The organism is Cobetia sp., assembly GCF_983723665.1.
Genome location: NZ_CFDJES010000019.1, coordinates 5,106 through 21,344, shown reverse-complemented (window position 1 = coordinate 21,344; position 16,239 = coordinate 5,106). Strand labels below are relative to the sequence as shown.

Here is a 16,239-nt window from a genome sequence, read left to right as displayed (position 1 = left end):
GCGGCGGCTAGCCGCTGTGGTTGGGCGCGATCACTTCCCGCGAGCCATTGGTGCCCATCGCGGAGACGACGCCCGCCATCTCCATCGCCTCGACCAGACGCGCGGCGCGGTTGTACCCGATCTTGAAGCGACGCTGCACGGCAGAGATGGAGGCACGACGCGACTCGACCACATAGGCCACGGCCTCATCGTAGAGCGCATCCTGCTCGGCATCGCTGTCCTCGCCTTCAGCCTCGAGGCCGGCCAGCGCATCCGCCTGCACACCACCGGTGAGGATCTCCTCGATGTACTCCGGCGAGCCGCGACGCTTCCAGTCATCGACCACACGGTGAACCTCGTCATCATCGACGAAGGCACCGTGAACGCGCGTCGGCATGCCGGCACCGGCCGGCAGGTAGAGCATGTCACCGTGACCCAGCAGGTCCTCGGCGCCGCCCTGATCGAGGATGGTGCGCGAGTCGATCTTGGAGGAGACCTGGAAGGCCATGCGCGTCGGGATGTTGGCCTTGATCAGGCCGGTCACCACGTCCACCGACGGACGCTGGGTGGCCAGAATCAGGTGAATCCCCGCGGCGCGCGCCTTCTGGGCCAGACGTGCGATCAACTCCTCGACCTTCTTGCCGACGATCATGAACATGTCGGCAAACTCGTCGATCACCACCACGATGTAGGGCAGCTTGGCGAGCACCGGCGGATGCTGGTGCATCTCCCAGGGCTGCGGCTCCCACAGCGGGTCAGCGATCTGGGCGCCATGTGCCTCGGCTTCATCGATCTTGGCATTGAAGCCGGCCAGGTTGCGCACGCCCATGGCGGCCATCAGCTTGTAGCGACGCTCCATCTCGGCGACACACCAGCGCAGGGCGTTGGCGGCCTCCTTCATGTCGGTCACCACCGGCGCCAGCAGATGCGGAATGCCGTCATAGACCGACAGCTCCAGCATCTTGGGGTCGACCATGATCATGCGCACTTCGTCCGGCGTGGCCTTGAGCAGCATCGAGATCAGCATCGAGTTGATGCCGACTGACTTGCCCGAACCGGTGGTACCGGCGACCAGCAGGTGTGGCATCTTGCCGAGGTTGGCCACGACAGGGGCGCCACCGATGTCCTGCCCCAGCGCCAGGGTGACCGGAGATTCCGCCAGCTGATAGGCATCGGAATCGAACACTTCGCGCAGGCGAATCATGGCGCGGTTGGGGTTGGGGATCTCGATGCCGACCGTCGGACGGCCCGGAATCACCTCGACCACACGCACGCTCTTGACCAGCAGCGAACGCGCCAGGTCCGTCGACAGGTTGGAGATCTTGGACGCCTTGACGCCCGGCGCCGGCTGAATCTCGAAGCGTGTGATGACCGGCCCCGGCCAGACATCCGCCACCTCGGCCTTGACGCCATACTCGCGCAGACGCACCACCAGCAGCTCGGCCATCTGGTCGAGCTCTTCTTCGCTGTAGTTGGGCTTCTGGGCATCCGGCGGCGTCAGCAGACTCAGCTGCGGCAGGTCCCCTTCCGGCTCGTCCTCGTGATCGGCGCCTTCATGGCGCTGACTCTGCATGTGCTCCACGGTCCACAGGGTCGGGCCGGAGGGATCACTGGCAGCCGCCTGCGCATCTTCCGCCGTCGCCAGACGACCACCGCCCGGCACCATGCCGGACTCATCGCCGTCATAGGCCCAGGAAGGACGCTCGGCCGTTGCGGGGGTCGCTTCCGGCGTGGCTGTCGGCGCCTCGAAAGGCGGCACATGCTCGGCCTGAGGCGCCACGGAATCGGGCTCCGCTGGTGCGACCGGCTCGGCCGGTTGATGAGGCGCTGCAGGCTGACGCGGCTCAGGGGCATGCTGCGGCGGCGTGGCAGACGGGCTGCTCGGCGCCGCAGGCGCGTCTGCCTGTGTCGGCGCGTTGCCCGTCGGCTGCTCGAAGGCATCATCCCAGGAGACGACCGCCTTGCGAGCGGGAGTCTCGGAAGCGGCCGCCGCGACACCGGCCGCCATCACACCCGCACCGGCAGCCAGCCCTGCGGCCGTGGCGAATTGACCACCACTGCCGGGCAGGGGCGCATCATCGTCGTCCCTGGGCTCCGGCGGTTGATTGCGGCTATCCGGCGCGGCATCGCTGCGCTCGCGCGCAAGTTGCGCGTCGCGCTCACGCTGTGCCTCTTTCTCAAGCTGCGCCTGCTGCTCGAGCTGTGCCTGCTTTTCGAGCTGCGCTTGTCGCTCTGCCGCTTGCTGCTCGGCTGCACGCTGCGCTTTCTGTTCTGCTTCGCGCTGCGCCTCCTGCTCTGCCAGACGTTGCGCTTCCTGTTCAGCCAAGCGCTGCGCTTCCTGCTCGCGAGCCAGCTCTTGAGCCTGAGCTTGTGCCTGAGACGGAGCCTTGTGAGCTTCGGCCTCGCTCTGCGCCTGAGCGTCTTGCGCCGTGTCGTGTCGGGCGGTCTCATGACGAGCCGTGTCGTGACGAGCGGTCGGTGCAAAGGCTGAGGCGGCGTCCCAGGCAGCAGGGGCAGCCGTACTGTCGGAGGCTGATGCCGTATCTTCGGCGGCAGGGGCTGGCGTCGCCGCCTTGGGAGCCTGCGTGGTGACTGAGGCGTCAGCATGACGCTGGCGCTCGGCCTCAATGGCAGCGGCTTGCGGCAGACGGGAGCGCGTGACATCGGCATGCGCGACACGCGGCGCGGAGGCGGCCTCTGCCGCCACGGCGGTCTTCAGGGCCGCGGCCAGATCAACCCCTTCGATGCTGACATTGGCGCTCTGCACCGTCATGCGCTCGGTGTAGGCAGCGCCCGGCACCTTGGCGGAAGGCGTGGTTTCAGCGGTCTGCCACGGGATATCGGTGCTGCGGTCATCCGCGAAGTCATCGCGAGCGCTGATGGCCTCGTCGGTGCCGCCATCCAGAGACGGCTCGACACGGCGCTGGCCGCGCGGCTCGGCGGCGATGCCTTCTGCCTCCTGACGGCGACCAAGCAGAATCTCGTCGCTGTCCTCGTCCCACTCATCCTCACGGGCACGGCGGCCCGGCAGCAGACGCTGCCACCAGCTCAGTCTGGGGGCCGGGTCGCGATCCGAGTCATCCTCTTCACCGTCCTCGTGCGTCAGCGACTCTTCGGCGTAGGCTGCCTCGTCATCGTAGGCGTCCTGATCGTCGCGGCGACTGTTGAAGCGCTCGGCGAACCAGCCGGACACCCGCATGCAGCCATTGCCCAGCTCATCCATGACCGTCAGCCACGACATGCCGGTAAACAGCGTGAAGCCGCACAGGAAGCTGGCCATCGCGACCAGTACCGTGCCGCCCATGCCGATCAATGGCGTCAGTGCCCCGGCGATGCCCTTGCCGAGGATACCGCCCGCGCCGTTGGTCAGCTGGCTGTCGGGGCTGTAGAACTGGATATCGCCGATGACGCAGGTCGCCATGATCAGCAGGAACAGGCCGCCAGCGCGCACCGCGATGGTCGTCGGGTCCCACACCAGCTCAGTGCTGGGCTGACGCATCAGACGCCAGGCACCGAAGCCCAGCATCGCCGGCCACCACAGGGCACTGCCGCCAAACAGCGAATACAGCACGTCTGACAGCCAGGCACCGATGCTGCCCATCCAGTTGCTGGGCGTGAGTTCAGGGCCGCTGTAGGACCAGCCGGGGTCCGTCGGCGCATAGCTGAACAGCGCCAGAAGCATGAAGACGCATAGGCTGAGCATGAGAATGACCACGCCTTCACGGCTGACGCCCTGCAGGGTGGTGGTCAGGCGTGACGGTGGTCGCGCTGCCTTCTCCGCACGCTGCTCGGCGCGGATGGCCTGGCGTTCGGCGCGTTCGGCCTGACGCTCGGCGCGGCGCTGGGCTGCAGGGCTCTCTTCCTGCACGCGCGGCTTGTTTCTGGCCTTGGCAGCAGGCTGGCCGCTGGCGTCCTTCCTCGCGGGCTTGCCCGAGACGCGCGGCGTCTTGCGTGCCGGGCTGGACTCAGTGGCCGAAGCACCGCGCAGACGCGCGAAGAAGCCCGGCGAGTCCGCTTTCTGACGGGCACGCTTCCTGGGTGTTGCTGCCGCACGGCGGCTACGGGTTTCAGGCTTGGCCTGTTCCCGACTTGTCTTTCTGGCACTCTTGGCAGTCAAGTCGCCATCCCCCTTGCACCTTGTGGGCGATTTTCCATGTACCTTCAGCCGGTTATCATAACCATTCGATGGCAGTGACGTCATAATTGCCGATTCACGTCTGCTCATGACGCCAAGGCGCCAGGAGCCCATTGCTCCGTGCATGTTCCCGAACCGACAAGAGGCTGCCCATGCTTCCCTGGCTTCCCCCTGCCCCTGTCCGCTTTCCGCATGCTTCCACCGCCCTGAGCGAGCCCGACGGCCTGCTGTGTGCAGGGGGCGAACTCAGTCCCGAGTGGCTGCTGGCGGCCTACCCCCGCGGCATATTTCCCTGGTTCAGTCCGGGTGACCCCATCCTGTGGTGGTCACCGGACCCACGCATGGTGCTCAAGCCAGAGGAAGTCCGTGTACGCCGCAGTCTGGCCAAGCGCCTGCGCAATGCAGGCCTGAGCTACAGTATCGACCGCGACTTTACCGGTGTGATCAATGCCTGTGCCAGCATTCCTCGCGATGGCCAGGCAGGCACGTGGATATTGCCAGAAATGCAGCAGGCCTACATCGCCCTGCATGCCATGGGACATGCCCACAGCGTTGAAGTCTGGCAGGGCGATTCTCTGGTGGGCGGCCTGTATGGCGTCGCCTGTGGACGCATCTTCTTCGGCGAGTCGATGTTCTCGCGCGTGCCCGATGCCTCGAAACTGGCGCTGGTGATCCTGTGCCAGGAATTGAAGGCACGGGATTTTCCGTTGATCGACTGTCAGATGCATACTCCGCACCTGGCAAGTCTTGGCGCCCGCAGCATCGCCCGCAGCGATTTCATCAGCTATCTTGACCAGTATGCCACTGGCCAAGGGCATGAGGGCAAGTGGTCACTGACATCCTGGCCCACGCAGCACGCCCGGGAATGATGGCCACGGCAATTCCAAGAGGGAGATGATGCAACGGTGAGCAGCAATACCCCCAAGCAACCGCAACGCGATCTGCGCTTCTTTCTGACGGTACCGCACGCCTGCAGCTATCTGGAAGGCCGCCAGGCGACCACGCTGTTTCTCGATCCGCAGGAAGCGCCCAATTCCGGTGTCTATGACGCCCTTGCCCTGCTCGGCTTTCGTCGCAGCGGCTCTCATCTCTATCGTCCGCATTGCGGTGATTGCCGTGCCTGCATTTCCGTACGCGTGCCGATCGCCGACTTCACGCCCAACCGCACCCAGAAGCGTCTGGTGCGTCGCAATGCCGACCTGGTCATCGAAGAGGGGCCGGCACTCTTCGACCCCGAGCATTATCGCCTGTACGCCCACTACATCCGCAGCCGTCATGCGGATGGCGACATGTTCCCGCCCAGTCATGAGCAGTATCGCACCTTCCTCACCTCCCGCGATGACTATGCCCGCCTGGTGAGCTTTCGCCTCGATGGCCGTCTGGTGGCCGTCGCCGCCATGGACCGCATGAGTCATGGCCTGTCCGCCATCTATACCTTCTACGATCCCGATGAGTCACTGAATCAGCGCTCGCTGGGGACCTACGCGGTGCTGTGGCAGATTGAGCAGGCACGCCGCGAAGGCCTGACCCACCTCTATCTGGGCTACTGGATCCGCGATTGCCGCAAGATGAACTACAAGCAGCATTTCCAGCCGCTCGAGTATCTGGATGGCAGCCACTGGCGGCGACGCATACCGGCCAACCATACCGACAGCCATCTGCCACTGAGCCTGGTCAAGCAAGGCGCGTCAGTGACATCCGGCGAGTGACGCGCTGAGCTCATTGCATGGGCTCTTTCGACGCGCTCTCCAGGCGCCCTCTCGACGCAAGCGCTCCGACAACGCTAAGGTGACGCAACGCTCAGCTGGCAGGGGCTCACCAGACAGCGCTGAGTGCCGACCAACCGCCTGCCGAGAGTTGCCCCGGCGCAAGATGCCGATTTTTATCTTCCTCCTGAGCTGCCCACAGGCGCTCAAGGAACGTACAATCGCGCTTCGACTTTGCCTTGCCGCCGCCCTTACGGCACAATATCGCGTATCGAAGTCCCGAATCGGGCACTTTTTGTGCTGAGGCGGCTCGGAACTACCAGCAGTATTCCCTGTAATAAGTGAGGATCAGCCTATATGGCGCGTGAAGATCATATTGAAATGGAAGGCGTCATCGTCGACACCCTTCCGAACACCACTTTCCGTGTTGAACTGGAAAACGGCCACATCGTGACCGCTCACATCTCCGGCAAGATGCGCAAGAACTACATCCGCATCCTGACTGGCGACAAGGTCAAGGTTGAGCTGACTCCGTACGACCTGTCCAAGGGCCGTATCGTCTACCGTTCGCGCTAAGCACGGTCAGACTGCCCTGCCGGTTGCCATGCCATCGATCACTCTGCACGTCCTGGACCTGCATGCGATCATCATGACACCGGCTGGCTGAACCGGTCGTTCCCGGCACCTCAGGCACCAGCGTCACCTCCGCCTGAACCCTCCGCCCGGACCCGGAACGCATCGAGGTTGCAAGACTTGCCCTTCGCGGCGAGACACCCGCCACCTCGATGGCGTATGCCTGAGTATTCCGATGATGCCGCCTTGTCCCATGAATGCGTCTTGAGCCCGAACGCCAATCTGGCCTTCGCTCCCATTCAATGATGACAGGCGGCTCATCCCCGCTGGGCATCTTCTCCCCCCAGTACGCATTCGCTTCCCCCGATACGCATTCGCCTCCTCCAGTACTCATCCAACTCCCCGCCCTTCCCTTGAGGATGGCGAGCCCCTTGGCGTGCGCGCGTGTCCAGCTTGAGCAATCGACTTCATGCTCGCTACGTGCGGACAGCTTGCTGACTGACAGGCATAAAAAACGGCCAGTGCTTGAGCACTGACCGTTCATGTCGACCCTTCAGGGCAGCAAGCTGAGCGTCAGATCACGCCATTTCCGCTTCCGTTTCCAGGTGCAGCTCGCCGTTGTCGACCGTGACATGCACGATGCCGCCCGACTCGGACAGGTCGCCGAACAGGATCATCTCTGCCAGCGGCTTCTTGAGCTTCTCCTGAATCACGCGTGCCATCGGGCGAGCACCCATTGCCGGGTCATACCCGAGAGTCGCCAGCAAGTCGCGCGCCTCATCAGCGACATCCAGCTGCACACGCTTCTCATCCAGCTGCGCCTGCAGTTCGACCAGGAACTTGTCGACCACATTGCGCACCACGGCGAGATCCAGCGCGCCGAACTGGATGATGCCATCCAGACGGTTGCGGAATTCCGGCGAGAACGTCTTGCGGATGACTTCCATGGCGTCGGTGGAGTGATCCTGGTGCTTGAAGCCGATGGAGCGACGCGCCACCTGCTCGGCACCCGCATTGGAGGTCATCACCAGAATGACGTTGCGGAAGTCCGCTTCGCGACCGTTGTTGTCGGTCAGGCGGCCGTGGTCCATCACCTGCAGCAGCAGGTTGAAGACTTCCGGGTGTGCCTTCTCGATCTCATCAAGCAACAGCACGCAGTGCGGCTGCTTGGTGATGGCTTCGGTCAACAGACCACCCTGGTCATAACCGACGTAGCCCGGCGGTGCCCCGATGAGGCGCGAGACGGTGTGGCGCTCCATGTACTCGGACATGTCGAAGCGCACCAGCTCGATGCCCATCAGCGCCGCCAGCTGACGAGCGACCTCGGTCTTGCCGACCCCTGTCGGGCCAGCGAACAGGAAGCTGCCCACCGGCTTGTCCGGCGCCTTGAGGCCTGCACGCGACAGCTTGATCGCTGCGGACAGCCCGGTGATGGCGTCGTCCTGCCCGAAAACCAGCATCTTGAGATCGCGCTCGAGGTTGGACAGCAGCTTCTTGTCGGAACTGGAGACCGTCTTCGGCGGAATGCGGGCGATGGAGGCGACGATCGCCTCGACCTGCTCGGTATCGATGGTGTCGACGCGGATGCTCTCCGGCAGCAGGCGCTGGTGGGCACCGGCCTCGTCGATCACGTCGATGGCCTTGTCCGGCAGCTGACGGTCGTTGATGTAGCGGTCTGCCAGACGCACTGCCGTTTCCAGCGAGGCATCGGTGTACTTGATGGCATGGTGCTCCTCGAAGCGACCACGCAGCCCCTTGAGGATGCGGATGGTGTCATCCACCGACGGCTCCATGACATCGACCTTCTGGAAGCGACGCGCCAGGGCGCGGTCCTTCTCGAAGATGCCACGGAATTCCTGGAAGGTGGTGGAACCGATGCAACGCAGCTCGCCGGAAGACAGCAGCGGCTTGAGCAGGTTGGAGGCATCCATCACGCCACCGGACGCGGCACCCGCACCGATGACGGTGTGGATCTCATCGATGAACAGGATCGAGTTCGGTTCCTTGCGCAGCTCCGCCAGCAGCGACTTGAGACGCTTCTCGAAGTCACCGCGGTACTTGGTGCCGGCCAGCAGCGCCCCGAGATCCAGCGAGTAGACCACGGCTTCCTTGATGACGTCCGGCACGTCCTCCTCGACGATGCGCTTGGCGAGACCTTCCGCGATGGCGGTCTTGCCGACACCGGCCTCACCGACCAGCAGCGGGTTGTTCTTGCGGCGACGCACCAGAATCTGCACCACGCGCTCGAGCTCGCCATCGCGACCGATCAGCGGGTCGATCTTGCCCAGACGCGCCTGCTCGTTGAGGTTGGTGGCGTAGTTGGTCAGCGGGTTGTTGCCGCCTTCGCTGCTCGCCTCTTCGCTCTCTTCATTCTCGACCGACGCCTGGGGCGTCTGGGTGTGACCCGCGACCTTGGAGATGCCATGCGCGATGTAATTGACCGCGTCCACACGCGCGACATTCTGCTGCTTGAGGAAGTAGACGGCCTGACTTTCCTGCTCGGAGAAGATGGCCACCAGCACGTTGGCGCCGGTCACTTCACTCTTGCCGGAGGATTGCACGTGGAAGACGGCACGCTGCAGGACGCGCTGGAAGCCCAGCGTCGGCTGCGTCTCGCGGTCTTCCTGCTCTTCCGGAATCAGCGGGGTGGTGGAATTGATGAAGTCCTGAAGGTCGACTCGCAGCTTGTCCAGATTGGCACCACAGGCGCGCAGGACATCGGCAGCGGAGGCATTGTCCAGCAGTGCCAGCAGGAGGTGTTCCACGGTCATGAATTCGTGGCGTTTGGAACGTGCCACGGTGAAGGCCGTGTTCAGGGTCAGTTCAAGTTCTTTGCTCAACATGGCAAGTCCCCTCTAGGCCGCGTCTTGGACGGATCACTCCGCCCGGTCGATGTCGCACAGCAGCGGATGCTGGCACTCTCGAGCATATTGATTGACTTGGTGGCATTTCGTTTCCGCGATGTCGCGACTGAAGATGCCACAGGTTCCTTTTCCCTGATGATGGACAGCGAGCATGATCTGTACTGCCTGCTCCTGATCCTTGTTGAAAAAGGTGGTCAGCACCTCCACGACGAAGTCCATCGGCGTGAAGTCATCATTGTGCAGAACGACCTTGTACATGGGCGGTGGAGCCAGTTCAGGCTCAGCGGTCTCGAATGCCAGATCACCTTCGTGGTCTTCCTGGTATCCGGGTTCCTGAGCCGACGGGGCCTGATTGCTGATCGACAGTGTCTCCAGAAAGGGAGGACTGCCGCGCGATGTCTCTGTCTTGAACATAAGGGGCTGATCCGGTGAACACAAGCCGTGACGAAGCAGATTGCCTCAACGCGCCGCGGAGAAGGTCAAGCGCTGCCACGTCGTCTCAATGTGGGTGTGATAAGGAAAAGATGGGGGCTTGTCGATCTGGTTGCAAGCTTTAGTCGCGCACGCCTGAGCGTACACGTTCATGCCTGCATCGCGACGCTCTGACATGAATGCGGACATTTGCATGCATTTTCGCTCACATACGCGACAGACACCTCTCGACAGGCGTCGCCAACCGGCGACCCACTCAAGCGTCTCGCCGCTCAATGAAGCCCGCAATGCTTCCGCACAGAACCCCCGCGCAGAACGCTCCACGCAGAACGCACAGGAGTGGCAATCGTTGGCAGCAGACTGAGCGCGCAACCGAGAAGCTTCCATCTCAAACGCAAGAAGGCCCCCGGACATGTCCGGGGGCCTTCTGCTGAAACCTGTCACGCAACCTGATGCCTGGGCATCAGATCAACGCAGGGTCTCAGGCATCCATGTTGTCAGCAACAGCCTGACCGAACTCGGAGCACTTCAGCAGCTTGGCATCGTCCATCAGGCGATGGAAGTCATAGGTGACTTCGCCCTTGGCGATGGCCTTCTCGACGCCTTTCAGCACGAGATCAGCCGCTTCGACCCAACCCATGTGACGCAGCATCATCTCGGCAGAGAGGATGACGGAGCCCGGGTTGACCTTGTCCTGGCCAGCGTACTTCGGTGCAGTACCGTGAGTCGCTTCGAACATGGCGACGGTGTCGGACAGGTTGGCACCCGGCGCGATACCGATACCACCCACTTCCGCCGCCAGAGCGTCGGACAGGTAGTCACCGTTCAGGTTCAGGGTGGCGATGACGTCATATTCCGCCGGACGCAGCAGGATCTGCTGGAGCATGGCGTCAGCGATGACGTCCTTGACCACGATGTCCTTGCCGTTGTTCGGGTTCTTGAAGGTCATCCACGGGCCGCCATCCAGCAGCTCGCCGCCGAACTCGTCCTTGACGATTTCGTAGCCCCAGTCCTTGAAGGCACCTTCGGTGAACTTCATGATGTTGCCCTTGTGCACCAGGGTCAGCGACTCACGGTCGTTGTCGATGGTGTACTGGACAGCCTGACGGACCAGACGCTTGGTACCTTCTTCGGAGACCGGCTTGACGCCGATACCGCAGTTCTCCGGGAAGCGGATGTTGGTGACACCCATCTCTTCACGCAGGAACTTGATGACCTTGTCGGCTTCCGGCGTTCCCGCTTTCCATTCGACACCGGCATAGATGTCTTCGGAGTTTTCGCGGAAAATGACCATGTCGACGTCAGCCGGCTTCTTGACCGGGCTCGGCACACCAGTGAACCAGCGCACCGGGCGCAGGCAGGTGTACAGATCCAGCTTCTGACGCAGAGCGACGTTCAGGGAGCGAATACCACCGCCCACCGGAGTGGTCAGCGGACCCTTGATGGAAACGATGTAATCCTTGACAGCCTCGAGAGTCTCTTCCGGCAGCCAGGTGTCAGCATCATAAACGTGAGTGGCTTTTTCACCGGCGTAGACTTCCATCCAGTGAATCTTGCGCTCGCCGCCATAGGCCTTGTCGACAGCAGCGTCGATGGCAATCTTCATGGCCGGAGTCACGTCCACACCGATACCATCGCCTTCGATGAACGGGATGATCGGATTATTCGGAACGTTGAGGGTATTGTCGGAATTTGCGGTGATCTTGGCACCGCCTTCCGGGACGACAATCTTCTGGAACCCCATTGATAACTCCCCTGTCATGGATTCAGTGGAGGCGCGAGTATAGCACCCGTGCCGCTTCTCACAGTAGGCTTATACGGCAGCCGCGACAAAAGTCTAAACCATGTCTCTCATATATCTGCTTCACAAGCCTTACCGCGTCCTGACCCAGTTCACCGACCGCGATCAGGGCCGCCAGACACTCGCTGACTTCATCGACGTACCGGATGTCTATGCCGCCGGGCGCCTCGACTATGACTCCGAGGGACTGCTGCTGCTCACCAGTGATGGCGCACTCTCCCACCAGATCGCGCACCCGAAGAAGAAGCAGCCCAAGACCTACTGGGTACAGGTGGAAGGTGCCCCTGACGAGCAGGCCATCGCCGCGCTGCGTGCCGGTGTCGAACTCAAGGATGGCATGACGCGCCCAGCCAAAGTGCGGCGCATCGAGCCTCCCGAGTTGCCTGACAGGCAACCCCCTGTGCGCTTCCGTGCGAGCATTCCGACCCACTGGCTGGAGATCATCATCAGCGAAGGTCGCAATCGCCAGGTGCGCCGCATGACCGCCCACGTCGGCCTGCCGACCCTGCGCTTGATCCGCGCGGCCATCGGGCCGTGGAAGCTCGACGGCCTTGCCCCCGGTGAATGGCGCAGCGAGGAAGTCGAGATGCCTGCGCCACCTCGTCGCGAGTCCCGCTCGCCACGCCACAAGGGCGCGACTGGCAAGCCGGGCGAGCGCCGCACCGGCAACGCTGGCCCCCGGGGCAGTGACAATAGAGGCAACAGCGCGGGCAAGAGCGGCAAGGGCTCAGGTCGGGGTTCCCGTCGGAGTTCTGGCCAGACTGAAGGCAAGGGTTCAGGCAAGACACCCGGCGCCCGCGCCCCCTCCCGTCGTCCCTCATCCCCCAAGAAAGGAAGGAAATCCTGATGGCTGCTCGCTGGACCCCGAATGTCACCGTCGCCTGCGTCGTCGAACGCGCCGGGCGCTACCTGATCGTCGAGGAAGACAAGGGCGGGCCCTGCACGGTGTTCAACCAGCCGGCCGGCCATCTCGAACCGCATGAGCGCATCATCGACGGCGTACAACGCGAAGTCCGCGAGGAAACCGCCTGGCGCATCCTGCTGACCGGCTATCTCGGCCTCTATGTGCACGTGGCCGAGGACGGCACCCACTTCCACTCCCACAGTTTCGAGGCCGCCGCCCTTGAGCACCTGTGCACGCCGCTGGACCCTGACATCGTCAGAACGCACTGGCTGTCGCTTGAGGAGATCGAGCAGCTCGAGGACATGGGCCGCCTGCGCAGCCCGCTGGTGACCCGGCGTATTCGCGACAGCCAACGTGGCAAGCGTTTCCCGCTGGATGTGCTGCACGATTGAGCGATTGCCCGCGCCGGAAGTCCGCCGCCGGGCGTGCTGTCGAGCGGCGCTTGCGGCCCTGTGCGGCAGACGGCGCAGGCGGGGTGAATCCCACCCCCGCATTCAGGTATAATCCCGCCCATTCAAGCGGCGCCAGAATGACGGGGCTGCCGCCTCCCCTGTTTGTGACAACCCGCGGCCATGCGGGTGACGAGAGAACTGATGACCGCTGAAACCGGTACCGGAACCAAGGTCATCGTCGGCATGTCCGGCGGTGTCGACTCCTCCGTCTCTGCCCTGTTGTTGATGGAGCAGGGCTACCACGTCGAAGGCCTGTTCATGAAGAACTGGGACGAAGACGACGGTAGCGAATACTGCACCGCCCTCGAAGACCTGGCCGATGCCCAGGCCGTGTGCGACAAGCTCGGCATCAAGCTGCACACCGCCAACTTCGCCGCGGAGTACTGGGACAACGTCTTCGAGCACTTCCTGGCCGAGTACAAGGCCGGTCGCACGCCGAATCCCGACATCCTGTGCAACCGCGAGATCAAGTTCAAGGTCTTCCTCGAGTATGCCGAGATGCTGGGCGCCGAGCTGATCGCCACCGGTCACTACGTGCGTGGCGGCGTGCGTGATGGTCTCCCGCGCCTGCTCAAGGGCCTGGACACCAACAAGGACCAGAGCTACTTCCTGCATGCCGTGCCGCAGGCGGCCATCGCGCGCACCCTGTTCCCGGTCGGCGAGCTCGAGAAGCACGAAGTGCGCGCCATCGCCGAGAAGCATGAGCTGATCACCGCGCGCAAGAAGGATTCCACCGGTATCTGCTTCATCGGCGAGCGGCGTTTCGCCGACTTCCTCAAGCAGTACCTGCCCGCTCAGCCCGGCAAGATCGAGACCCCCGATGGCGATGTCATCGGCGAGCACATGGGCCTGATGTACTACACCCTCGGCCAGCGCCAGGGGCTGGGAATCGGTGGCCTCAAGCGCTATCCGGACGCGCCCTGGTTCGTGTGTGCCAAGGACCTGGAGCGCAACGTGCTGATCGCCGTGCAGGGCAAGCACCACGACCTGCTCTACACTCAGGCGTTGAGCACCGAATCCGTCGACTGGGTCGCCGGCGAGCCGCCGCAGACCGATGCCAATGGCGAGCTGCGCATTCGCTGCAAGAACCGCTATCGCCAGGAAGACCAGGCCGCGACCTTGATCGTCAATGACGGCCAGCGTGTCGAGGTGCGTTTCGATGAACCGCAACGCGCCGTCACGCCCGGCCAGTCTGCCGTCTTCTATCTCGGCGACATCTGTCTGGGCGGCGGCGTGATCGATGCCGCCTGGAAACTTCCGGCGGCGGACGCCAGCGCTTCCACCGCCCCGCTCTCTGGCCCCGAGGAGTCCGCCGCGCAATGACCAGCGTGCCGATCCGTCCCGTCACTGATACCACTACCCGCCAGGCACTGTCGCTGGCGGGCGTCTTCCAGGCAGCCGCGCTGGTCGATGAGCTGGCCCGCCACGGCCAGTGCGATGAGCGCGCCTGGGAAACCCTGGTCAATGCCACGCTGGATACCAATCCGGAAAGCTTCGAAGCCATCTACGGCGGACACCATAACCGCCTGCGGCTCGGCATCGACACCGTCAGTGCGGTGATGGAACGTCGCCAGGTCTCGCCCGTGGTGATGCGTTACGGCTTCTCGCTGGTGATGCTGATGAGCAAGCTCAAGAAGGACCCGGACATGCTGGACAAGCTGGGCGCGGGCCTGACGCGCATCCAGGGCCAGGCCGAGCACTTCGGGCCGACCCACGAGAACGTGATCGCAAGTCTGGGCGAGCTTTACCAGCAGACCCTCTCCACCTTCCGCTACCGGATCGTGGTGCAGGGCGACCCCGGCCTGCTGCAGCAGCGCATGATGCCGGAACGCATCCGCTGCGCCCTGCTGGCAGGCGTGCGCTTCGCGCTGCTGTGGGACCAGCAGGGTGGCCGTCGCTGGAAGCTGGTCTTCCAGCGCAGCGCGCTCAAGAAGTCATTGCAGCAGCTGGGCTGAGCCCGCCTCCGCGCTCGCGCCAGCGCGTCACCTGACGCACCAGATTCACACCCGAATTCGCTTCAACAACGCTGGAGCCCATCAACCGGGCTCCGAGACACTTGAACCGGCAGCGCATCATGTCCTGCCACCATCGGAAGATTCTCATCATGCAGCTGTCCGCCCTCACCGCCCTGTCTCCCGTCGATGGCCGCTATGGCGCCAAGACCGAGGCCCTGCGCGAGCACTTCAGTGAATTCGGCCTGATCCGTGCCCGCGTCATCGTCGAGGTGCGCTGGTTGCAACGCCTGGCCGCCCACGCCGAGATCGCTGAAGTGCCGGCCTTCTCCGCGGATGCCAACGCCGTGCTGGATAGCATCGTCAGTGAATTCAGTGTCGAGGATGCCCAGCGCATCAAGGACATCGAACGCACCACCAACCACGACGTGAAGGCGGTCGAGTACTTCCTGAAGGAAAAGGTCGAAAGCAACGCCGAACTCAACGCCGTCACCGAGTTCATCCACTTCGCCTGCACCAGTGAAGACATCAACAACCTGTCTCATGCCCTGATGCTGCGTGGCGGCCTGGACAACGTGCTGCTGCCGCAGATGCGTGAAGTGACCGAAGCGATCGTCGCGCTGGCCCACCAGCACGCCGAACAGCCGATGCTGTCGCGCACCCATGGCCAGACGGCCAGCCCGACCACCCTCGGCAAGGAAATGGCCAACGTCGCTGCGCGTCTGCGTCGTCAGCTGGCGCAGATCGAACGCATCGAGATGCTCGGCAAGATCAACGGTGCCGTGGGCAACTACAACGCCCACCTGACCACCTATCCGGCCATCGACTGGGCGGCCAACGCCGAAACCTTCGTCGAGAGCCTCGGGCTGACCTTCAACCCGTACACTACCCAGATCGAGCCGCACGACTACATCGCCGAGCTGTTCGATGCCATCTGCCGCTTCAACACCATCCTGATCGACTTCGATCGTGACGTCTGGGGCTACATCTCGCTGGGTTACTTCAAGCAGCGTACCGTGGCCGGCGAGATCGGCTCTTCCACCATGCCGCACAAGGTCAACCCGATCGACTTCGAGAACTCCGAAGGCAATCTGGGCATCGCCAACGCCGTGCTGGGCCATCTGGCACAGAAGCTGCCGATCTCCCGCTGGCAGCGTGACCTGACCGACTCCACCGTGCTGCGCAACCTGGGTACCGGCCTGGCGCAGGGTCTGATCGCCTATCAGGCGACCCTGAAAGGCATCAGCAAGCTGGAAGCCAACCCGGAGCGCCTGAACGCCGATCTGGACAACAGCTGGGAAGTGCTGGCCGAGCCGATCCAGACCGTCATGCGTCGTTACGGCATCGAGAAGCCCTACGAGAAGCTCAAGGAGCTGACCCGTGGCAAGCGTATCGACCAGGCCGGTTTCGCCGCCTTCATCGAGACGCTGGAACTGCCGGA

Annotated in this window: 12 protein-coding genes; 8 read left to right on the top strand and 4 right to left on the bottom strand. The window is 63.4% G+C overall.

What is annotated here, in order from left to right; all coding sequences use genetic code 11:
* Window positions 1–7: 7 nt before the first annotated feature.
* Window positions 8–4,096 (bottom strand): DNA translocase FtsK, encoded by a 4,089-nt coding sequence (locus AC4FAH_RS03670; RefSeq protein ID WP_225347170.1) that lies wholly within the window; start codon window positions 4,094–4,096, stop codon window positions 8–10.
* A 170-nt stretch (window positions 4,097–4,266) separates the two neighbouring features.
* Between AC4FAH_RS03670 and aat the strand changes: the two genes are divergently transcribed.
* The 3 genes from aat (at window position 4,267) to infA (ending at window position 6,396) form a co-directional block, all read left to right on the top strand.
* Complete coding sequence (gene aat, locus AC4FAH_RS03665; protein WP_043333849.1) at window positions 4,267–4,983, top strand: leucyl/phenylalanyl-tRNA--protein transferase; 717 nt, start codon at window positions 4,267–4,269, stop codon at window positions 4,981–4,983.
* 36 nt (window positions 4,984–5,019) lie between these two features.
* Window positions 5,020–5,823, top strand: a complete 804-nt coding sequence (locus AC4FAH_RS03660) for an arginyltransferase (RefSeq protein ID WP_054555616.1) — start codon at window positions 5,020–5,022, stop codon at window positions 5,821–5,823.
* Between the two features lie 354 nt (window positions 5,824–6,177).
* Entirely contained in the window at window positions 6,178–6,396 is a 219-nt protein-coding gene (gene infA, locus AC4FAH_RS03655) for a translation initiation factor IF-1 (protein WP_024953359.1), read from the top strand.
* Window positions 6,397–6,971: 575 nt separating this feature from the next.
* On the opposite strand, the gene clpA is transcribed toward infA, so the two are convergent.
* The 3 genes from clpA to icd all read right to left on the bottom strand — a co-directional run bounded on the left by clpA (window position 6,972) and on the right by icd (window position 11,433).
* Window positions 6,972–9,236 (bottom strand): ATP-dependent Clp protease ATP-binding subunit ClpA, encoded by a 2,265-nt coding sequence (clpA, locus tag AC4FAH_RS03650; RefSeq protein ID WP_043333850.1) that lies wholly within the window; start codon window positions 9,234–9,236, stop codon window positions 6,972–6,974.
* A 33-nt stretch (window positions 9,237–9,269) separates the two neighbouring features.
* Entirely contained in the window at window positions 9,270–9,671 is a 402-nt protein-coding gene (gene clpS, locus AC4FAH_RS03645; RefSeq protein WP_082388342.1) for an ATP-dependent Clp protease adapter ClpS, read from the bottom strand.
* A 499-nt stretch (window positions 9,672–10,170) separates the two neighbouring features.
* Entirely contained in the window at window positions 10,171–11,433 is a 1,263-nt protein-coding gene (icd, locus tag AC4FAH_RS03640; RefSeq protein WP_043333852.1) for an NADP-dependent isocitrate dehydrogenase, read from the bottom strand.
* A 100-nt stretch (window positions 11,434–11,533) separates the two neighbouring features.
* On the opposite strand from icd, the gene AC4FAH_RS03635 reads away from it, so the two are divergent.
* From AC4FAH_RS03635 to purB, 5 genes are all read left to right on the top strand, one after another.
* Window positions 11,534–12,337, top strand: a complete 804-nt coding sequence (locus AC4FAH_RS03635; RefSeq protein ID WP_153636424.1) for a pseudouridine synthase — start codon at window positions 11,534–11,536, stop codon at window positions 12,335–12,337.
* Window positions 12,337–12,786, top strand: a complete 450-nt coding sequence (locus AC4FAH_RS03630) for an NUDIX domain-containing protein (RefSeq protein ID WP_043333853.1) — start codon at window positions 12,337–12,339, stop codon at window positions 12,784–12,786. The genes AC4FAH_RS03635 and AC4FAH_RS03630 overlap by 1 nt, the downstream gene beginning before the upstream one ends.
* 201 nt (window positions 12,787–12,987) lie before the next feature.
* A complete protein-coding gene (gene mnmA / locus AC4FAH_RS03625) occupies window positions 12,988–14,169 on the top strand; it encodes a tRNA 2-thiouridine(34) synthase MnmA (RefSeq protein WP_054555617.1) in 1,182 nt (393 codons plus the stop codon).
* Entirely contained in the window at window positions 14,166–14,801 is a 636-nt protein-coding gene (gene hflD / locus AC4FAH_RS03620) for a high frequency lysogenization protein HflD (protein WP_043333854.1), read from the top strand. Before mnmA ends, hflD begins: the two co-directional genes overlap by 4 nt.
* A 149-nt stretch (window positions 14,802–14,950) precedes the next feature.
* On the top strand, window positions 14,951–16,239 hold a 1,289-nt coding region (gene purB / locus AC4FAH_RS03615), incomplete at its 3' end, for an adenylosuccinate lyase (RefSeq protein WP_490245648.1).